Here is a 20,512-nt window from a genome sequence, read left to right as displayed (position 1 = left end):
ATTATCTACTAATGTTTACAGAGAAGTTCCCAAGACCCTCACCCCTAGCCCCTCTCCCAAAAGGGGAGAGGGGAACAAGAAATTAATTTTACTCCCCTTCTCCCTTAATGGGAGAGGGGGTTGGGGGGTGAGGGTTTCATTAACATCATTTACTGAGCTTACTTAGCATCAGATAGCCGTTCAACTAGTGTGGCGCTTGCCTGATTCATTCCCAATAGGTCCACATCGGCTCCATTACGACGGAATTTCAGCACAATCTGATCGATCGCCACCACGGCTGCCTGATCCCAAAGATAGGCATGGGTGAGATCAATGGTCACTTTTTCCACAATTTCTTGAAAATCAAATTTCTCGATCAAGTCATCGACAGACACAAAGAAAATCTGTCCCGCCACGCTGTAGGTGCGGTGAGTGCCATCGTCAGTCAAAACTTTATCCACAAAGACAATCTGGGCAATTTTGCTAGAGAAAAAGACCGTACTCAAGGCAATACCCGTAACTACTCCCACAGCCAAGTTGCGTGTTAAAACCGTAATCAATACCGTTGTCAACATCGCCGCCGTTTCAGTACGGGGAATTCTGCGGATATTGACAATTGACTTCCAGTTAAATGTACCGATGGAAACCATGATCATCACCGAAGCCAACGCCGCCATCGGGATTTGCTTCACCCAATTACCCAGCAGCAACATAAATACCAATAGCAATATGCCTGCGCTAAAGGTAGAGAGACGACCGCGCCCCCCTGACTGCACATTAATTACCGACTGCCCAATCATGCCGCAGCCCGCCATGCCACCAAAGAGATTCGAGACAATATTGGCAAGTCCTAGCCCCTTAGCTTCCTGATTTTTATCGCCTTGGGTATTGGTGAGATCGTCAACGAGGGAAGCCGTCAGTAAAGTGGCAAGCAGTCCCACGATCGCCAAAGCGATCGAGTAAGGCAGAATGATCTGCAAGGTTTCCAAATTTAGCGGCACATCGGGCAAGCCAAAGGTGGGCAGCGCTGACGGTAACTCGCCCTTATCGCCAACTGTTGGCACTTTAATATTGCCAAAAATCGATACGGCGGTCGTCACCACGATCGCCACGAGGGAAGATGGCACAACTTTAGTCACCAAGGGCAACAAATAAATAATGCCAAGGGTGAGAGCCGCTAAGAAATAAACGGCGATCGGCACATTTGTAAATTCGGGCAACTGCGCCATAAAGATCAAAATTGCCAAGGCATTAGCAAAGCCAACCTTCACAGCACGCGGCACATATTTCATCTGTTTGCCTAGCTTTAGCAAACCAAAGATGATCTGCAAAATCCCCATCAAAATCCCTGCGGCAAAGAGATAATTGAGCCCATGATCCTTAACCAAGTTGACCATGATCAGTGCTGTCGAAGCGGTTGCCGCCGAAATCAAAGCGGGGCGACCACCAAAGATCCCCGTAATCGCGGCAATGATAAAGGAAGCGTACAAACCAACTTTAGGATCAACCCCTGCGATGATCGAAAAAGCGATCGATTCTGGAATTAGAGCTAGAGCGACCACTGCGCCCGATAAAAGGTCAGCCGATACGTTGGAAAACCATTCTTGTTTTATTTTTGTAAGGTTCAATTTATCTCCTAAGTATTTCGTAACCCGTAAGTTCTTTACTGATTCATCTTTAGATCAAAACTTTTTTAGATCAGAACTTTTTGAGCAGTCGTTGATTGTGATGTGTAATTTTTTGATCCGAACCTAGACAGGATTGAAAGCAACTAAAACGCTTGATTCGATCTGTTTTAAGCATCCATTGAAAAGACAAGCCACTTTTAGGGTGGACAGGGTTGCTTGAAACTAGTCTTTAAGGTGCTTACAGTCATTAACATATCGGATATCGCCGACTTCTAACGCATTGAAATTAAGTCTTACAGCGCTTTGCACTCAAACCCAAACCAAGAAAATTCTTGAAAGCGTTGCTTAGCAACGCTTTCAAGAATTTTCTTGTAGTTCGTTTGATCGGTAATTGCTGTAGATTATTTATTGAACCATATCACAGAGAAAAGTGGTAGTGATCTAGATGTAAGGATAGGCGGCGCTTTGCGCCGCCTATCCTTACATCTAGATCAAGTTTGTAGTTCACTTGGATTTAGCTTTTCGTATTTCTCAAAAGGTTGATGAATCCAAGGATTGTCGTCTAAAAAGTCCACATAATAGTCAGGTTTTGCTACTGAGCAAGCCTTAAACCATAAAACAGCCGATCGCACTTCCGTAATTGCAAATTCTTCATGCTGCTGGAGCCATTCGATAATCCGCATCAGGGTTACACCTGAATCCACCAAATCATCTACTAACAAGATCCTTTTGCCAAGCGTCGCCGTAGTCATGGTGATATTACTAGCGATCGTTAATTTGCCCCTTTCCTGAAAATCTTTGCCGCCATAGGAAGAAGTCGAGAGAATCGCCAGAGGCTTGTTATAAATCCTCGAAAGCATATCACCAATGCCTAACCCCCCCCTTGCAAGACAAAGGATTTGATCGAATTCCCACTGAGATTGATAGATTTGAACTGCCAATTTCTCGATACTGGCATGATATTCTTCCCATGAAACGTAAAGGTCTGACATAGTGGGGATTTAGGTGATAATCCAGAAGTTGGGTAAAGTTGTTTAGGGTAGCACCTAATTTTTAGGTGTTAGATAACCTCTTATAGTATCAATTAGTACATCTAATTGGACTTGTCGAAAAGTAAGCATTAGACTGGAGATAGTTGAAAATCAGATAGAGAAACAAGATCGTGGTAGCTGCTATTGAGATTCCTTCTATTGTAAATGTTTCTGAGAAGTCGGTTGAACGCCGACTCACCATCCAAGTTGCTGAAATTGCGGCGGACACGACCACCATTCGATCGCTTGATTGGGATCGCGATCGCTTTGATATCGAGTTTGGTTTGCAAAATGGTACGACCTATAACTCCTATATCATTCGTGGCGAAAAACTAGCTTTAGTTGACACATCCCACGCTAAGTTTCGTGAGCTATACCTCAATACTTTAAAAGAGCAAATCGATCCTGCACAGATTGATTATTTGGTAATTAGTCATACCGAGCCAGACCATAGCGGCTTGGTCAAGGAAATATTAGAATTAGCCCCCAATGTCACGGTGGTGGCGACAAAGGTAGCTTTGCAATTTCTCGGTGAGCTAATTAATCAGCCATTTAAGCAGCAAGTTGTCAAAAATGGCGATCAGGTTGATCTAGGGAATGGTCACATTTTACAGTTTGTGAATGCGCCGAATTTGCATTGGCCAGACACGATGATGACCTTTGATTTGGGGACATCGATTTTGTACACCTGCGATATTTTTGGAATGCACTATTGTAGTGATGCAATTTACGATGAAAATTTAAAAAGAATTGCGCCCGACTATCGCTTTTATTATGAATGCTTGATGGCTCCTAATGCGCGATCGGTCATTTCGGCAATGAAGCGGATGGATGACTTGCCACAGGCGGAAATCGTGGCCAATGGACATGGCCCTTTACTGCGCTATAACGTCAAAGAACTAACGGAAAACTACCGCCAATGGAGCCAAGCGCAAACTAAAGGCGAAACTAACGTTGTGGTTTGCTATGTGTCTGACTATGGCTATTGCGATCGCCTCTCCCAAGCGATCGCACGCGGAATCGCGAAAACTGGTGTAGCTGTAGAAATGGCAGATCTTAAAGCGATCGATTTACAGGAATTACGCGAACTTGTCGCCCATGCATCAGGTTTAGTCGTCTGCACACCGCCAGCATCGAATACCCATGTGGAAACAGCGATCGGTGCGATCCTTGCCGCAGCTAGCGAAAAGCAAGTAATTGGGCTATACGAACCGCACGGCGATCAAGATTCATCCATTGATTTGTTGAATAACAGATTTAAGGATTTGGGTGTAGTCACCGCTTTCCCAGCCATCAAGGTACGTGAAAATCCCAACGAAGCTACTTATCAAACCTGTGATGAAGCGGGTACTGACTTGGGACAATTGCTAACTCGTAAGCAAAATATTAAACAACTCAAGGCGATCGACGCGGATCTTGATAAAGCTTTGGGACGTTTAGCAGGTGGTTTGTATATCATCTCAGCCGCCAAAGGCGGCGCACGCAGCGCCATGTTAGCTTCTTGGGTTGCCCAAGCTAGTTTTAAACCATTAGGCTTTACGGTTGCCGTGGCAAAGGATCGGGCGATCGAGTCGTTTATGCAAGTAGGCGATCGCTTTGTTTTGAACGTGCTTGAAGATGGCAATTATTCCAAATTGATGCAGCATTTTCTCAAACGATTTGCTCCAGGGGCTGATCGCTTTGAAGGTGTCAAAACTCAGCTATCGAGCTTTGGCGCACCAATTCTTACTGATGCTCTTGCCTTTATCGAGTGTGAGGTCATGAGTCGGATGGAATGTAGCGATCACTGGATTATCTATGCGATCGCTGAGGAAGGTCGAGTCTCAAAACCTGAATCTCTCACCGCCGCTCACCACCGCAAAGTTGGTAATCATTACTAAAAAAGAGGGCGCAAAGCGCCCTCTTTTTGCAATAGGAAACAAGGGCGCAAAGCGCCCTTGTTTCAATAGGAACTAAAGGCGCTTTGCGCCTTTAGTGTTTAGTTGGGGTAAAAATCTTGATTAAAAACTTGAACGAAAGTATAAGGACATTCTGACGGTAAATCATTTTTATCCAATGGTGTCTCTTTAACGACTAGTGCGATCGCTTGTTTATAGGATTTAGCGATCGCTTCTTCTAGATATGGCTTGAGGCTAGGATTTTCACTAACCAGTTCGAGTATTTCCTCCCGTTGCAAATCAATAGTAATTCTCCAACTTTTACCCCGCAGAGATGGCTGATATTCCCACTTGAGCAAATGCCCAATTAAAACTCCAAACCGATTTCGCAATTCCTGCTTTTGCTGTTTACCCAAAGACTCTATTTCCTCCGCGAGATTTTCGAGATCTAGCCCTTCTAGCTTGCCGAGTCTAAGTAATTGAGCTTGTTCCTGTGTCCATGCGTAGAAATCTTGCTCGTATTGATCTTTAGCTTGTCTAGTTAACGGATAAACATCATTTAACTTGCTTATATTCAGCATTTTTATTCTCCCATGACAGGATGTGTAGCGCGACGGGCTTTCTATGCTTACACTATAGCGTTTTTGATTTCCTACACTTTACCAAAGCGCCGATCGCGTTCTTGATAATCAATCAGCGCTCGATGAAACTCATGGCGATCAAAATCTGGCCAAAGTGTATTGGTAAAATACATTTCCGTATAAGCCATTTGCCAAAGCAAAAAATTACTCAAACGCATTTCACCACTAGTCCGAATTAAGAGATCAGGATTATGGTTTCCTGCGGTGTAGAGATGTTGCTCAAACACATTTTCATCAATATTTTCAGGCTGAATTTCCCCCGCTAAAGTTGCTTCAGCAATTTGGCGGCAAACTCTGACGATTTCACGACGACTGCCATAGTTGATCGCGACAGTAAAATGAATAGCCTGATTATTAGCTGTAGCCGTTTGCGATCGCTCTATTTCATTTCGCAAGGACTTAGACAAAGAATCAAGATCACCCACAAAGGAAATGCGTACTCCTTCACGGCACATTTCCTCCAATTCACGACGCAACATTCGCTCAAATAAGACCATCAAGAAATCAACTTCTTGAGCGGGTCGGCTCCAATTTTCCGTGGAAAAAGCATAGACCGTCAGTGCTGCAATTCCCCAATCTTTGCAACAGCGCAATAAATCCTTCAAGGCATCCACACCCTGACGATGACCTGCAATTCTGGGCATTCCCTTTTGCTTTGCCCAGCGTCCGTTACCGTCCATAATTACGGCTACGTGTTTAGGCAATCTTTGACGATCTAGGTCTGGAGGCAAGGTTTGTAATAGCTTTGCAGTCATTTCTTTTCTGACGATTTTCGACTTACCATATTTTTGAAAATTGAGTTTGACCAGAGCCAATTAAAGCGTGGCACTGTTCCACCTAGGGTCGTTGGACGATAATTACCTAGTTTAGTTTCTAATATTTCTCGTAGGCGACTACTGGAAATTGGGCGATCTAAGATGCCATTTTCCGCGATCGCAATTGATCCTGTTTCTTCTGAAACAACTATACAAAAACAATTTCTAACGCGATCGGTGATGCCCATTGCTGCTCGGTGTCTAGTACCAATTTCTCGTGAGGCGGCTCGTTCCGAAATTGGCAAAATCACCCCAGCCGCCAGAATGCGATCTTCTCGAATCAAGATGGCTCCATCATGCAAAAGCGTTGAAGTTTGAAAAATTGTATGCAATAGCTCTTTTGATAATAAAGCGTTAAGTCTCACCCCTGGTACTGAAAAATCACGATCATCGATCGGTTCACCCGTCTCAATAATCATTAATGCACCAGTACGATTTTGCGATAGCTCAATTACAGCATCATTAATTTCTTCAATTACTGAGTCAGTTTCGACAGGCGATCGCCGATTGGTTGTCGGTTGAATTAACGATAGTAAATCGCCGCGTCCCAGACGTTCTAAAAATCGCCTTAGCTCTGGTTGCAAAATTACTGCCATCGCCACGGCTGCACCAATTAATAACTTATCAAGGACAAAATTGAGCAATCGCATACCAAGGCGATCGCTCAATACACTTGCAATTAGTAAAAAGATGATCCCCCGCACCATCAATAGGGTGCGACGATCGTTGCTGAGGGACAGCATGAAATAGATCAATCCCAATACCGCAAGGATATCGATCGCTCTCATAATGAATGCAATTGAGTTGATATTAAACCACTGCATTCATCGTCCTCTCATTCACAACTGAACTCCAACTACTTGTAATGCCAAAACATAAAGCGGCTTAGCTATCTTATGTTTTTGAAAACCCATACTGGGTTTGGTTTTTTAAAAACATAAGACTTACATAAAAGAACGAAATTAGGGGAAATTCATGAATTGCCCCTACAGAAAAATGAGGCTTTCAGAACATTTTTGCTTTAGCTAACCAAATAAAGAAATGGCTACGCCATTTCTTTATTTGGTTAGCTAAAGCCCTTAGTGGGTTTGGTTTTTAATTCACAAAACTGTCATCACACTTTTGTGAATTGGTGTAATCTCTCAGGTAGACAATCTTGACGCAATAGATCCTCGCGAGTTTCTCGTTTGATGATCAAACTAGATTCACCACTCCCCACAACCACTGCCGCAGGCTTTGGCAAACGATTGTAGTTGGAAGCCATGCTGTAATTGTATGCGCCTGTACCAAATACCACGAGAATGTCGCCAGCCTTAGTCTCAGGCAATTGAATATCTTTAATCAAAATATCACCTGATTCGCAATGCTTACCTGCGATCGTTACAGTTTGCGACAAGGATGAACTCATCTGATTTGCCACCACAGCCCGATATTTTGACTGATAGGTAATCGGACGAGGGTTATCCGACATGCCACCATCCACAGTGATGTAGGTACGAATATCAGGAACCGTTTTGCTTCCGCCGATTGTATAGGCAGTTACACAGGTCGCGCCAACAAGCGATCGCCCTGGTTCACAGAGTAGTTTGGGTAGCGCTAATCCTGCGGTAGCAAAAGCATCGGTTACACCCGCACTGACAGTTTTGATCCAGTCTTCGATACTAGGAGGATCATCAGACTCTACATAGCGAATTCCGAGACCACCACCAATATTTAGCTCAGAAAATTTCAATCCATACTTGTCACCTGCAAGTTTAAACCACTGCACCATCACGCCACCAATATCTTGATGTGGCTGCAACTCAAAAATTTGCGAACCAATATGGGCGTGGATACCAACGCAGTTGAGACTAGACTCAGCAACAAAAGCAAATACCGCTTCTATTTCATTGGGATCAAAGCCAAATTTACTGTCAATATGTCCTGTCTGAATATATTCATGGGTATGGCATTCAATTCCAGGGGTTAACCGCAACATTATGCGTGGTGCATTAAAGCCCACTTCAAGGGATTGCTCTTGAGCGAGATGAGCCAAAGTTTTTAGCTCATGCCAGTTATCTACGACAATGGTGCAGCCTGACTCTAGGGCATAGCTCAGTTCATCGGCAGATTTATTATTGCCATGAAAATAAATCAAGCTCGGCGAAACACCAGCCCGTAAAGCGGTCAAGATTTCACCTGCTGAAACAACATCAATGCCTAGCCCTTCAGAACCCACGATCGCACAAACCGCTAGACAACTCCAAGCCTTAGAAGCATATAAAACCTGAGCCTGTCCTTGATAATGCTTTGCAAAGGCATCTCGATATTGCTGGCAGGCTGTTCTAAGACTGACTTCATCCAAAATATAGAGCGGTGAACCATATTGGCTCACTAAGTCCACTACATCACAACCACCTATTTCCAGATGATCTTTAGAATTGACTATGGCAGTTAAGGGCAGAAGTTGCTGATTAGGAGACAGACTATCTAAGCTTGAAGTCTTATTTTGTAGTGAGTTCGGCTGAATTGTCGAATTAGTCTCTTGTCTGAGACTGGGTAAAACGGTAGTCATAAAATATCAATAACCATAAATTTGAGCAAAGTTTTCCTAATCTATTATAAAAAATAGCGGCAATTTTATTTAAAAAGCAGCAATAAAGAGTAATAGGGTGGGCATTGCCCACCCTATTACTCTTTATCTATTTTTTCTAGGTTGAGCGATCGCTGTAACTCTTCGATCTCATCTTTATGAGCGCGTACTTTCAGTCTTGTCTCAGGTAAAAGTTGCAAACTAACTAAACGTTCGCGAGGAGTACCGCGCCAATAAAACACACCCGCGATCGGCGAAAAGATTAGCAGCCATAACCAGAGATTCTCTAAGTCAGGGATTAAAATACCCAACACTACACCCAGACAAATTAAGCCAACTGCTGCGAGTATTGTCATAAATATTGCCAAAAAAAGACTTGGCTTGACTTGCCCAGAGAGGGTCGCTACATCTCGCGCAGGATCAATCTCAATTACTTTGTAAGCTCTCTGCTGAAAATGGTCGCGCACTTGCTTCAATAGGCGATCGTCCGTAATTTCTTCGACAGTGAATAGTGCATCAGTTGTGCGATCGCGGATGGAGCCACGTAAAAAAGAAATTAATCCAAAAAATAACAGGATTGTTAAGAACAAGGTAGAGTATATTGTCGGAATAGTTGCAGGCATTCGGGCTGAGATGTTATGGGGTTTGGTTGCAGTCTAATCAATCACTTATATTATAAGTATTATTAAGTAAGTAGACATACTTACAGTGCTTTGCGCTTAAACCCAAACCAAGGGATGTTTTGAAAGTGTTGCCAAGCAACACTTTCAAAACATCCCTTGAGGTTCGGCAAATGCAATAGACTTCGCTAGAGAGAATTGCTGATACTCAAATTATAAATTTGATATATCATCCTGATTTTGATATAAAGATTAACGATTAAACGATTAAGAGTTTAACGATTAAAGCTACTTAGGTAAAAACAACGATGACTGAATATCCTAAAGCTACCTATGTAGGCAAGTATGTCGATGATTCGTTTAAGCTTGCCAAATTTTTCAGAGTACTCCGCAAGCGTTGGATCGTCATCGTCGCTGTTTCTGTCTCTGTATTTGCGGGAAATACTTACTATACATTTACCAGAACTCCACAATATCGCTCAACCTCTTCGCTCCTAGTTAACTCGACGATCGCTATATCAGATATTCAACTTCCGGGATTATCCACTAGCTCTCTGGTTAATCTCAGTACAGAGGTCGCTATTCTGGAAAGCCGCCCTCTCATTGAAATTGCTGTTTCTAAAATGCAGCAATCTCCATCGTCAGTATCCTACAAAGATATTGATCCATTGACGATTATGAATGGATTAGACATCCGTCCCGAAAAAGATACGATGGTTTTGCGTCTTACCTACACAGATAGCGATCCCAAGCGGGCGCGAGAAGTTTTAAATGCATTAACCCAAACTTACGTTGAATATAGCTTAAAAGATCGCCGTACTAAGTCCAGTACTGCGATTAAATTTATCCAAGATAAGCTGCCACAGGTTAAACAGCAGCTTGATAAGTCAGCTCTCGCAGTTACCCAATTCCGTAAGACTTACAATATTGTCGATCCTGACACCTATGCAGCCTCTGTTTATAAAATGCGCGAGGCACTCGAAAAGCAAGCTCAAGAATTACAAATCAAAATCGCCCAAGTTCAACAACAGTATGAAGCCCTTAGCCGTCAAGTTGGCAAATCTCCTGAAGCGGCGATCAGTAGCGCAATTTTGCAACAAGATACGCCCTATCAATCCTTAGTTAAACAATTTCAAGAAGTTGAAACTAATTACTTTTTAGAGCGCACTCGCTTTCGAGAAGATCACCCTACTGTGATCGCCCTTAGAGATCGTCGAGATGAACTCTATCGATTGCTGGAGACTCGCGCTCAATCAGTAGTTGGCGTGAGAGGCAGTACGACAAATATTGCTAACGAGCCGAATAGTGCAATTCAGCAAAATTTAGCTTCCCAGTTATTTGATGCTCAAACTAACCTTGCTGTTAGCCAAGCTCAACTAGAGAGCATTCGTAATGCCCAGACTGAAGTTGCTACCGCTTTTTCTAAGATCCCCCAGATTCAGCAAAGGTATGTAGAAATTCAAAGACAACTTGCCCTTGACACTTCAACCTACAACAAGTTGAGCGAAAAATTAGAAGAATTAAGAATCTCAGAGGCTCAAGAAATTTCATCATGGAAAATCTTGGAGCCGCCTCTTATTCCCATTAAACCATCTTCTCCAGATATCGAGAGGAGTTTGATTACTGGAGCGATTTCTGGAATAGCACTAGGAATCTTATTTGCTTTGTTACTCAATCGACTAGATCAGCGAATTCGTGAGGTGGAGGAGTTAAGGGAAATGATTGATATCCCTCTACTTGCTTCCATCCCGATGACAGAAGTAGCCTCTTTAGTTCCCACAAATAGCCAAGGTATATTGCCATCTAGTAGTTATTATGCTTTTAAAGAGGCGCTGGGTTCGCTGGCTTTAAATTTGCGTTACTTGGGTACTGACGACACGATGAAAGTGATTGCTTTCACCTCGTCCGTACCTTCAGAAGGTAAGAGTACTTTGACCTATAATCTTGCTAACATTTTAGCGGCTCTGGGTCATAGAGTTCTCTTAGTTGATGCTGATATGCGAAAACCAACTATTCATAAATTAGCGAAGCTAGGTAATAAAGTTGGATTGTCCACAGCTTTAGCTACGCTTAGTTCATGGCAGGATCTAATTCAGGCAGGGGATGAGCTTGGAAATCTGCATGTTTTAACTTCAGGCTCTCTTCCTCCTAATCCTATGTTATTACTAGAGTCTAGTAAAATGGCTGCGCTATTACAGGAATGGAGACAAGAGTATGACTATGTTTTGGTTGACACTCCACCTGTGATTGGCATAACTGACGCTCAATGTCTGACATCAAAGGTAGATACATTTATTTTGGTAGCAGCGATTAATCGTTCAACTAGAAGTGGAATTTCCCGTGCATTAGAGATTTTATCGACAGCCAGAGCTAATGTTTCTGGTTTGTTGATTAATATGATTGGCTCATCGGATAGTGAGTATCACTATGGTTACTATAATCACTACTACCTGAATGCCTCAGAAGCCGAAGAACAGGAATCTGATGCGGAAGTAGAAGTTATCGAAAATTAAACCTAAAGAGAATGTCTGCGGCGCAAAGCGCCGCAGACATTCTCTTAAAAATCTACACCACGTTTGAGGTCTACGCCTTTTTCAGCGTAGTGCTTGTGACAGACCATTTCTGAATGAACGGATGCAAGGTCAAAGTAAGCGGGCTGGTTGAGACAACGCCCTGTAATGATCACTTCAGTATCGCGGGATTTTTTGAGCAATGCTTGGCAGATTGGCTCGACGGGTAGTAAATCCAGATCAACAGTGGGATTGAGTTCGTCAAGGATGATCGTTTTGTAAAGTCCTGAAGCGATCGCTGCCTGAGCGATTTCCCAACCACGTTGCGCTTCGATGCAGTCCATTTCCTGTTGTTGACCACGCCAGACGATCGCATCACGTCCACAGCGCTGATGATCGATTACATGGGGATAGCCACGTTTGAGAGCAGCGATCGCTGCATCTTCGGTATAGCCAGCACCACCCTTGAGCCATTGCATGATCAGCACACGATGGGATAGATCTCGACTAATGCCTGTACCGATCGCCTTAAGCGATCGCCCCAAAGCCGAGGTGCTTTTGCCTTTACCAGCACCTGTATAAATCTCAATTCCCGTCACATCATATTTCTCAGCATGGGCATCATCATGCGATCGCATTTCCGAGTGTAGATCAGCGATATCAATTAATGCTTGAGGTGCACCGCGTCCTGTGCAGATTACTTCGAGATGGGGTGGTTTATGCTTTAAATCTTTGACAACGCGATCGACGGGGATTAGTCCTAAATCAAGAACAGGATTAATTTCATCTAAAACCACTACGGAGTAAAGCCCTGAAGCCATTGCCCCTTTAGCGATCGCCCAACCTCGTTCGGCTTCTTGGCGATCGAAGGGTGTGACATGTTCAGCATCAAAAAATTCAGAGCGACCAGTCCGCACATGATCGATTAAGTGAGGAAATCCTTGTTGCAATGCGGAAATTGCGGCATCTTCTGAATATTCACGCTCCGAACCTTTGAGAAAGCGCAATAACAAAATTCTTGTGCCGAAGGGTGATGTGTCGGACATGCCTAAGCCAAGCGATCTCAAAACTACGCCCAATGCTGCCTGTGATTTGCCTTTGCCTGTGCCGTCATAAACATGGATTTGTCCGATCTCACGTTCGGGACGCACCTGTGCGGTCATGATGCCTATCGCTGCCATGTCTTTATCTAAGCTCTTTCATTTCTCATTCACTGTGATTATATCGAAAACCCAAAACATAAAGGTACTCACTTCAATATGGCATAGGCTAGCGATCGCAGTATGATATTTAGAGTATGGTTCCAAGATTTTTTCGCGAGGCATTGATTGCATGAACTCAAGTCTTAAAATTAATAATCCCCCATCTCAGAAAAATCGTATTGTCTTTCTGGATAAGGCTCGAATTGCAATTGACTTTTTGCCAAGTAAAGATAAAGAGCAAATCGTCAATACAGTCAAATGCTTAGAAGATTTCCCTGTTTGCACCAAAGCTAAGATCTATAAACTTAATCCTTCTGTCCCCAACCACTTCATTGCCAGAGGAAGAGGTGATTATCGAATTGTGTTCAAATCACAAGATAGAGAGATCACTATTGTGGATGTAGTTAGTCGTAGTCGTCTTGAATTTCTGTTTGGGGATGCAAAAAATCATTAATGACAAAAATAGATTCATTTAAATTAGATATTAGCCAGTGTTTTGCTGAACTTCAAGAGTTTGAAAATTTACTCATTGCAAAAGATGAACTATCTGAAACTAAAGACATATTGCCATTTTTCAAGTCAAGATTACATCTATCAGCATTCATTGCCTACTACGCTCCCAGCATGATCACATTTGATCGTATTAAGCATGAGTTTTCATTTTTTGGCGATTTTCGTGCAGATTTAATCGTTGGAGATTCTACACATCATACGTATTGCTTTATCGAATTTGAGGATGCCACTAAAAACAGTATTTTTACACGCAAAAAAGGAAAAAGCACATCAGAATGGTCGCCAAGATTTGAACATGGTTTTAGCCAAATTGTTGATTGGTTTTGGAAAATTGATGATCTTAAAAACACTGATTCGGCACGCAACATTTTTGGTAACAGTAATATAGAAATTTATGGAATTATCGTTATTGGTAGAGATAAGTTCTTGTCAGAACTTGATAACAGTAGATTAAAGTGGCGTTTGAATAAAGTTGTAGTTGATTCCAGAAAGATAATTTGTATAACCTTCGATCAGTTAGCCAAAGATATAAGAGATCGCCTCAACCTATATCAAACAATTTACGAAGCAGAACCTGAAAGCGAATAGTTTTTTTGGTCAGAATGCTAAAATCTATGTCTTAGAGCCAATATATTTGTGTCATGAGAAAATTTGCAACGCGATCGCTCAATTTACATAAATTCATGCTTTATACCCAATCGTAAACAAAAAGGTACTTTCTAGAGCCGCGATCGCCCCTGAAACTAACTGTCCTAACTACCCCTTTCTTTGCTGTGGCATAGCCATTTTATGTTTTGCTATAACATATAGTCCATAAGGTAATCAGGATGCAGCAAATTCTTGTAATTGATGACGATCTTGTCATGCAAATGATTCTGAAAAATACACTGCAAGCACAAAAATATGAAGTAATTGTCGCAAAGAATGGAAAGGAAGGAATATCATTAGCCAAACAATATCAACCAGCCTTAATCATCTGTGACTGGATGATGCCAGACATAGATGGATTAGAAGTCTGTCATCAAATTAAGCTGGATGATAATTTGTCTTCAACGATCTTTATTTTATTAACTTCCAAAGGTGCTGTCGAAGATAAGGTGAAAGCTCTAGATAATGGAGCTGATGATTTTTTATCTAAACCGATCGATAAGACTGAATTAATCGCTAGTGTCAGAGCGGGTTTAAGAATCTATCAACTTAATAAAGACTTACAATCACAAAAGCAGTTACTAGAGGCGGAATTTGCGGAGGCAGGAGAATATATAAGAGCTTTGTTGCCTTTGACTTTAGAAGGTGTAGTAAACATTACGGCTGAGTTTATTCCCTCTAGTCAACTGGGTGGAGATTGTTATGACTTTTATTGGTTAGATCCTGATCATTTAGCTATTTATTTGATCGATACTTCTGGGCATGGCGTAGGTTCAGCATTATTATCCATTTCAATTTTAAATCTCTTGCGATCACAGTCCTTTGGGAAAGAGAAGTTTTATGAGCCTAGCGCAATTATGACAGAGCTTAATCGGGCTTTTCAGATGAGTCAGCACAATGGACGCTATTTCACAATGTGGTATGGAGTCTACGAGCGATCGCAACGTAAGCTGATCTATGCTAATGCTGGACATCCGCAAGGAATTTTGATTTCTGGAACTCCTGAAAGTCCTCAGATTCAAGAACTTCCTAGTCTAGATATGCCTATAGGATTTTTCCCTGATGTGGATTACACTAGCTCGGAACTATCGATAGCGCCAGACAGTAAGCTTTATATTTTCAGTGATGGCATTTTTGAAGTTATGCAAGAAAATGACAAGATATGGGGAATGCCTAAGTTTTTCAATTACTTAGTAGAAAAATTCTCGTTGAGTGAAGAAATTAGTATAAATTCAGTTATGCAAAAAATCCAGAGCCAAACGCCAAACGCCAAATCTGGTGATGATGTTTCGCTATTACAAATTCACTTCCCATAGTGGTTTTGATTTTGCCTTAGGCAAAATCAAAACTCAAACCCCTTGGACTAATATTCAATCGTCATACTTTCATAGGTTGCGCCACGGATTGTTTGAATACGCTCTGTAGGCTTAGCCTTAATTTTATTAACAAACTGTGCCTCGGTCATCTCTGCACTTACAGCGTTATTCTCTACATCTAGATCTAGTTGCGCGAGATTGCGATCAAGCTCGGCAAGACGATTGACTATTTGTTGCTGGCGATCGCATACTCGTACCAATTCTTCCTGTAGTCGCTCTTTCTCATTGGCGAGTTGATGCATCTGGATGTATAGTGCCGAAGGGGTTTTCCGTAGAGGCATAGAACGCAATTTCGGCTGGATTGGTCTACGAGATGCACGAGAAATAGTCATAGGAGTTAGTCCTGATAGACATTTAGTTTTAGATATAAAAATCTCTACTGTGTAAAGATTTTTATTATTTATTTTGTTGGGCTTGGCTCAAAGAATACTTTGTACAAAATAAACCCGACTAGCGCCATAATGCCGATGGAAATGGCTAGTGATACTAGTTTAAATACAAAACTCAGAATTGTAAATGAAACTAGCCCGATCGCCACGATCGCGGCAACTTTGGTTGCTCCAGTTAGGCTATTTACCCAAGCAATAAGACTACTTAAGCCAGTTTTAGCAGCCTCTACGCTTTGCCCAACAGCCACAAATTCTGGTTCAGCGCGTTTGTTTGGATCATGGGGTTGTTGGCTACTCGTTTGTTGCTTATTGCCCATCACTTCGCGCTCTAGCTCACGAAAGCGTTCTTCTAGGTTATCGGTTTGACTCATAGCAGCAATGAATAAAAATCTATGGCTTATTCTACTGCATACCTTGAAATCAAGAAAACCCTGAAAGCGAGGGTGATCGCTACTAGCATGATTGCAGTCTAGCTATCAGCAATCCCTAGAAAATTTGTATGATACCTGTGCAGATAGCTTCGCAGAGGTAATCACGGTTGTAGTAAAGAACCAGAAGAGAGATATCTCTATGACCATAAAAAAAATTAAGTTGAACTAATTTTGAGAGATTAGAAATGTAATTTTGTGTAAATGACATGCTAGTTCGACTAAAATCACATTAATTTAGTGTGATTTTTCAGTCTTTTTAGTTTGTTTTATGTCCTTAGAAAATTTTCAAGCTGAAATTTTGCGTTTAGTGGTTGAATCTGAGCAAATGCAGCGATCGCCGCGAGAGGGTAAACCTGAAGAAGCTACCAAAAGCCGTTTATTAGAGCCTTTGCTCACTGCTTTGGGCTATACGCCTGAATGTCGCACACCAGAGGGAAAGATCAAAAGCCTGATTCGGACTACGACTTGGGTTGATTATTTACTCAAACCTGATGCTGGTGCTAGACCTGTGCTGATGTTTGAGGCGAAGAGTCTGTGGGATAAGGATATTTGGGAAAGCAATAAGCAACAAGTTCTAGATTATTTGCGCGATTACAGCTTAGATATTGCCAATGATCAGCCTGTATTGTGGATAGTTTTATCCAATTTTCGAGAATGGTATGTATTGCGTTTACAGGATAAGACACCATTTTGGCAGTTTAAAATTGAAGATTTGCAAAATGATCCTGAATTAAGGGAACGGCTTTATGGTTGTTTGGCTAGGGAGAATTTACGCGGCGATCGCTTAACAGCTTATTACACAGAAAATACTAGGGAAGGTCTAGGGGCTAGGTTTTTAGCGGATTTAAAAATTTGGCGGGCGATTCTGGCGAACGGAATTAAAGCTTCGCAACCTGAACTAAGTTTAGATAGAATTCGAGAAGCTTCGCAGGTAATTCTTAATCGTTTTTTGTTGATTCGATTATTGGAAGCTTTTAGTTCGGAAATGCCCTATAACTATTTAGGAAGAATTTATTACAATTGGCAGGAGACTTTTGCTGATTTACCTTTTATCGAAGAACTGCGTAAGGGGTTTCGGAATACTTGGGTGGGTTATAATACAGAACTTTTTCATCTGTCATGGGTGGATGAGTTGGATATTGAGAGTGATTATTTAGAGCCATTGATTATCGTTAATGCAGTACCTAAAGATGGGTTTCTGTATGCGATCGCAGGAACTTTAACGGAATATCGCTCAATTTATAATTATGATTTTACGACTCTAACTCAAGATATTTTAGGAACTGCTTATGAGCAGTTTTTGGCTCACCAATTAATTGAAGATGGAAATCAAGTCAAGATTCTCGAAAACCAACAAACTCGCAAGCGTGAGGGGGTTTTCTATACGCCTGAATATATTGTGCGGCGGATTGTTTATCAAACTTTGCAGCCTTTAGTTGAAACAAAAATTGATCAAGCGATCGCTTTACTGCAATCCCATAATTTTACCGAAGCATATAACGTAGCTAGTTCAGTTTTAGAAATCACTGTTTGCGATCCTGCCTGTGGTTCAGGGTCATTTTTATTGGGAGCCTTTGATTATTTATTAGAAGAGTTAAAGCGCTATAACAAGGCTTGTGAAAATCCTAACTTGACTTCGGGTAATGGTGATTTATTTAGTCACGCGGCGGCAATTCCAATTAATAATATCGAAGAAAGTATTGTTGTGAAAATGCTGCATGGTGTGGATCTCGATCCACAAGCTGTACTTTTAGCGAAATTATCATTATGGACAAGATTGCTTCGCGCTCGTCCTAATGTTTATGGTAAACGAAAAACACTTAATTCTAAGTTGCCTGCTTTGGCTTTAAATATTCGGGTTGGTAATAGTTTGATTCATTCGCCTGCTAATTTAGAGTCTGTATCTGTGCAGTTAGCAAAGGCGGCGGATTTAGCGATCACAGCTAGAAATGTGACTTTATCAGAACGCGATCGCGCTCAAGCAGTGACAAATTTAGAGCGTTGTATTACGGAGATTAATCAACAAGTTAATCCAGTATTGACGGCTTTTTTTGCTAGTGATGAGAGTTTGCAAGAAGCGATTAAATCAATCAAAAATCGAAATTCTAATGAAAAGGAAATTATCGCTATTCGTTTGTATCTTACCTCAGAATCTCTAGAAAATGGAACAAGGGGCTTAAGCCCCTTGCCTGACTGGACAGTTACTGAATTTGAGCGATTGAAATCGCAACTAATGTTAATTCCTACGGCTTTAGAAGAAGCGATCATAAAGCGTCCCTTTAACTGGCAAGTGGAATTTCCCCATGTTTTCGATCTACGTTTACCAGCAGATCAAAGGGGATTTGCGGCGATTATTGGGAATCCACCTTATTTTAGTGTTGATGCTACGTTTGGTAGAGGTGCATCAGAATTGTTATGGTTAAAGACAGTTTATGCTGATATTTACAATGATAAAACTGATATTTTATTTTACTTTTTGCGCTGGGGCTATGAATTGCTCAAACAATCAGGAACGTTAAGCTTTATTGTTTCACGTGCTTTTATTCAGGGTGACAAGTCAAAAAATTTACGCGAATTTCTAAGCCAAAACACAAAAATCACCTATCTCCTTGATTTCTTAGGTCATAAAGTTTTTAATGCTGGAATTGCTACTTGTATTATTCAATATCAAAAACAGGTTCCTGATGATGAAAGTAATTTTGTAACTGATTACGTTCTCGATTTTGATAAAGCTAAAACTGCAATTACTAAAAAATTAGAACTATCTATTCACAATGGTTTTGCTAAAGTTAAGATTAACCAAGAAAATTTAAAATCTGATAGATGGGAAATTTCTCCTTATAGTCATATCTTTAGTGAAATTGATCTAAGCGGAATAAAGATAAGGGAAACAAACTATGTCAAATATATGGAGGGAATTACTACGGGCAAAGATGCTATTTTCGAGGGGAGCTTTACACGCAAATTTCCAAAAGATTTTTTGTGTTCAAGAGTATCAATATCTTCAATTCAGGCTTTTGGTCATAAACCATCTGAAACACAGTTAATTTATTATACTCACAGCACAAAATGGAATGATATTCCTACATCATTGAAAAAATATCTTGAGTCAAAAAGACAAGATTTAGAAAGTAGAGATGTTTTTAAAAATAGAACAAGTAGTTATGAATGGTTTCAATTACATAGACCAAGAAACGGGTTACTTGCACCAAAAATATTCTTCCCTCGCCGCGCCAATTCTAATAAATTTGCTGTGGATGAAGATGGATCATTAGGTTTTAAAAGTGATGTTGCTGGCTTTGTGAAAGCTGAAAACACGAATATAGAGACCCTTTATTATATTTGTGCTTTGCTCAATTCCAAACCATTAGAATTCCGTTACAGAGCTTTAGGAGGTATCGGTAAACTCACAGGGAAAGGGATGTTTGAATACTTTGAGAATCAAGTTGGTGATATACCGATTCCTGTATTTGAGCAACCAGAAGATAATCCAGACTTTCAAGAACTAGCACAACTTGGCAAAGAAGCCCATCAAATTTGGCGCGATCGCTACTCGATTATCACTACCTACCAAGCCAAATCCTCAGCGATCCCATATACCGAAGTCTCCGCCACCTATTACCACAACATCACAGGCGACTATGGTGCAGATATCGAATATGAAAGTCTCAACCCAAACCGTGAAGGACATTTACTCTCACTAAAAATAGAACCAACCATTGATGGTTATCGCCTCTGGGGCGAAATTACCGAAGATGAAGATTGGAAAGAAGGCGATCGCGAATGGGTCGAACTTGTCACCGTGAGAATTCGTAATAACTTCCTGCGCCGCTATTTACTAGCTAGACTAATTTATTTAATTGAATTTGATCAAGATTTTCGCCGTAAACAAAAGCTTACCCGTGATATTAGCAATTTGGGAAACTCCGCCTTTGTAGCACTTAAAGTTTATCAATATGATCTCGATCGCATTAGTAACTTGCGTGTACTCGAAGTCATCGAGCAACGAGTTCAACAAGAAGCAGGGCGATCGGATTTAGAAAATATTTTGCTGCGACAAGCAGAAATTCAAAATCAAATTGATCAAATTGCCTATAGATTATATGGAGTAACAGAATATCAAGAAGTAATCGAGCAAGCGCTAAAAGTTGTTCTTTGAGCTATTACACTCAATTTCTACTCTCCGTATAGCTAAGGGGAATCATCTTTAGGCTTAAGTTTGTAAAGATCTCTTTTAGTGAGAGCGTTACAAACTTAAGCCTAGAGAGCTATCCCGAATC

General features: G+C 41.3%; 16 protein-coding genes. 6 read left to right on the top strand and 10 right to left on the bottom strand.

Annotated elements, in window-relative coordinates:
- Positions 1–158: 158 nt before the first annotated feature.
- Positions 159–1,607: a SulP family inorganic anion transporter gene (locus VB775_RS03270; protein WP_281007198.1), complete on the bottom strand. Its 1,449-nt coding sequence runs from the start codon at positions 1,605–1,607 to the stop codon at positions 159–161.
- A gap of 491 nt (positions 1,608–2,098) precedes the next feature.
- Complete coding sequence (locus tag VB775_RS03265) at positions 2,099–2,599, bottom strand: phosphoribosyltransferase (protein ID WP_281007199.1); 501 nt, start codon at positions 2,597–2,599, stop codon at positions 2,099–2,101.
- Positions 2,600–2,796: 197 nt separating this feature from the next.
- On the opposite strand from VB775_RS03265, the gene VB775_RS03260 reads away from it, so the two are divergent.
- Entirely contained in the window at positions 2,797–4,518 is a 1,722-nt protein-coding gene (locus VB775_RS03260) for a diflavin flavoprotein (protein WP_281009446.1), read from the top strand.
- Positions 4,519–4,616: 98 nt separating this feature from the next.
- On the opposite strand, the gene VB775_RS03255 is transcribed toward VB775_RS03260, so the two are convergent.
- The 5 genes from VB775_RS03255 to VB775_RS03235 form a co-directional block, all read right to left on the bottom strand.
- Entirely contained in the window at positions 4,617–5,096 is a 480-nt protein-coding gene (locus VB775_RS03255; protein ID WP_281007200.1) for a DUF29 domain-containing protein, read from the bottom strand.
- A 71-nt stretch (positions 5,097–5,167) separates the two neighbouring features.
- Positions 5,168–5,911: a polyprenyl diphosphate synthase gene (uppS, locus tag VB775_RS03250; protein ID WP_281007201.1), complete on the bottom strand. Its 744-nt coding sequence runs from the start codon at positions 5,909–5,911 to the stop codon at positions 5,168–5,170.
- The gene (gene cdaA / locus VB775_RS03245; protein ID WP_281007202.1) at positions 5,908–6,795 is read right to left on the bottom strand and encodes a diadenylate cyclase CdaA; all 888 of its coding nucleotides are present in this window, start codon (positions 6,793–6,795) and stop codon (positions 5,908–5,910) included. The genes uppS and cdaA overlap by 4 nt, the downstream gene beginning before the upstream one ends.
- A 290-nt stretch (positions 6,796–7,085) precedes the next feature.
- A complete protein-coding gene (gene lysA, locus VB775_RS03240; RefSeq protein ID WP_281007203.1) occupies positions 7,086–8,525 on the bottom strand; it encodes a diaminopimelate decarboxylase in 1,440 nt (479 codons plus the stop codon).
- 116 nt (positions 8,526–8,641) lie between these two features.
- Entirely contained in the window at positions 8,642–9,166 is a 525-nt protein-coding gene (locus VB775_RS03235) for a cofactor assembly of complex C subunit B (protein WP_281007204.1), read from the bottom strand.
- Positions 9,167–9,471: 305 nt separating this feature from the next.
- Between VB775_RS03235 and VB775_RS03230 the strand changes: the two genes are divergently transcribed.
- The gene (locus VB775_RS03230) at positions 9,472–11,676 is read left to right on the top strand and encodes a GumC family protein (RefSeq protein ID WP_281007205.1); all 2,205 of its coding nucleotides are present in this window, start codon (positions 9,472–9,474) and stop codon (positions 11,674–11,676) included.
- A gap of 44 nt (positions 11,677–11,720) precedes the next feature.
- Here VB775_RS03230 and VB775_RS03225 read toward each other — a convergent pair whose 3' ends face one another.
- On the bottom strand, positions 11,721–12,854 hold the full coding sequence (locus tag VB775_RS03225) for a cob(I)yrinic acid a,c-diamide adenosyltransferase (RefSeq protein WP_281007206.1): 1,134 nt from the start codon (positions 12,852–12,854) through the stop codon (positions 11,721–11,723).
- Positions 12,855–13,005: 151 nt separating this feature from the next.
- On the opposite strand from VB775_RS03225, the gene VB775_RS03220 reads away from it, so the two are divergent.
- The 3 genes from VB775_RS03220 (at position 13,006) to VB775_RS03210 (ending at position 15,352) form a co-directional block, all read left to right on the top strand.
- Positions 13,006–13,329: a type II toxin-antitoxin system RelE family toxin gene (locus VB775_RS03220; protein WP_281007207.1), complete on the top strand. Its 324-nt coding sequence runs from the start codon at positions 13,006–13,008 to the stop codon at positions 13,327–13,329.
- Positions 13,329–13,976 (top strand): Shedu immune nuclease family protein, encoded by a 648-nt coding sequence (locus tag VB775_RS03215; protein WP_281007208.1) that lies wholly within the window; start codon positions 13,329–13,331, stop codon positions 13,974–13,976. Before VB775_RS03220 ends, VB775_RS03215 begins: the two co-directional genes overlap by 1 nt.
- A 239-nt stretch (positions 13,977–14,215) precedes the next feature.
- Positions 14,216–15,352, top strand: coding sequence for a PP2C family protein-serine/threonine phosphatase (locus VB775_RS03210; protein WP_281007209.1), 1,137 nt, complete (start codon positions 14,216–14,218; stop codon positions 15,350–15,352).
- Positions 15,353–15,399: 47 nt separating this feature from the next.
- Here VB775_RS03210 and VB775_RS03205 read toward each other — a convergent pair whose 3' ends face one another.
- Positions 15,400–15,744, bottom strand: coding sequence for a hypothetical protein (locus VB775_RS03205; protein ID WP_281007210.1), 345 nt, complete (start codon positions 15,742–15,744; stop codon positions 15,400–15,402).
- A gap of 68 nt (positions 15,745–15,812) precedes the next feature.
- Positions 15,813–16,172, bottom strand: coding sequence for a hypothetical protein (locus tag VB775_RS03200; protein ID WP_281007211.1), 360 nt, complete (start codon positions 16,170–16,172; stop codon positions 15,813–15,815).
- Between the two features lie 328 nt (positions 16,173–16,500).
- On the opposite strand from VB775_RS03200, the gene VB775_RS03195 reads away from it, so the two are divergent.
- Positions 16,501–20,391: an Eco57I restriction-modification methylase domain-containing protein gene (locus VB775_RS03195; protein ID WP_281007212.1), complete on the top strand. Its 3,891-nt coding sequence runs from the start codon at positions 16,501–16,503 to the stop codon at positions 20,389–20,391.
- Positions 20,392–20,512: the final 121 nt, after the last annotated feature.

The organism is Pseudanabaena sp. CCNP1317 (assembly GCF_034931345.1).
Taxonomy (GTDB): Bacteria; Cyanobacteriota; Cyanobacteriia; order Pseudanabaenales; family Pseudanabaenaceae; genus Pseudanabaena; species Pseudanabaena galeata.
The sequence above is the reverse complement of the archived record's forward strand: the minus strand, read 5'-3'. Positions and strand labels throughout refer to the sequence as shown.

Bases quoted from the DNA above. Each gene is read 5' to 3' on its own strand.
- VB775_RS03265 (WP_281007199.1), bottom strand. From the start codon at position 2,599: ATGTCAGACCTTTACGTTTCATGGGAAGAATATCATGCCAGTATCGAG.
- VB775_RS03255 (WP_281007200.1), bottom strand. From the start codon at position 5,096: ATGCTGAATATAAGCAAGTTAAATGATGTTTATCCGTTAACTAGACAA.
- uppS (WP_281007201.1), bottom strand. From the start codon at position 5,911: ATGACTGCAAAGCTATTACAAACCTTGCCTCCAGACCTAGATCGTCAA.
- cdaA (WP_281007202.1), bottom strand. From the start codon at position 6,795: ATGCAGTGGTTTAATATCAACTCAATTGCATTCATTATGAGAGCGATC.
- lysA (WP_281007203.1), bottom strand. From the start codon at position 8,525: ATGACTACCGTTTTACCCAGTCTCAGACAAGAGACTAATTCGACAATT.
- VB775_RS03235 (WP_281007204.1), bottom strand. From the start codon at position 9,166: ATGCCTGCAACTATTCCGACAATATACTCTACCTTGTTCTTAACAATC.
- VB775_RS03230 (WP_281007205.1), top strand. From the start codon at position 9,472: ATGACTGAATATCCTAAAGCTACCTATGTAGGCAAGTATGTCGATGAT.
- VB775_RS03225 (WP_281007206.1), bottom strand. From the start codon at position 12,854: ATGGCAGCGATAGGCATCATGACCGCACAGGTGCGTCCCGAACGTGAG.
- VB775_RS03220 (WP_281007207.1), top strand. From the start codon at position 13,006: ATGAACTCAAGTCTTAAAATTAATAATCCCCCATCTCAGAAAAATCGT.
- VB775_RS03215 (WP_281007208.1), top strand. From the start codon at position 13,329: ATGACAAAAATAGATTCATTTAAATTAGATATTAGCCAGTGTTTTGCT.
- VB775_RS03210 (WP_281007209.1), top strand. From the start codon at position 14,216: ATGCAGCAAATTCTTGTAATTGATGACGATCTTGTCATGCAAATGATT.
- VB775_RS03205 (WP_281007210.1), bottom strand. From the start codon at position 15,744: ATGACTATTTCTCGTGCATCTCGTAGACCAATCCAGCCGAAATTGCGT.
- VB775_RS03200 (WP_281007211.1), bottom strand. From the start codon at position 16,172: ATGAGTCAAACCGATAACCTAGAAGAACGCTTTCGTGAGCTAGAGCGC.
- VB775_RS03195 (WP_281007212.1), top strand. From the start codon at position 16,501: ATGTCCTTAGAAAATTTTCAAGCTGAAATTTTGCGTTTAGTGGTTGAA.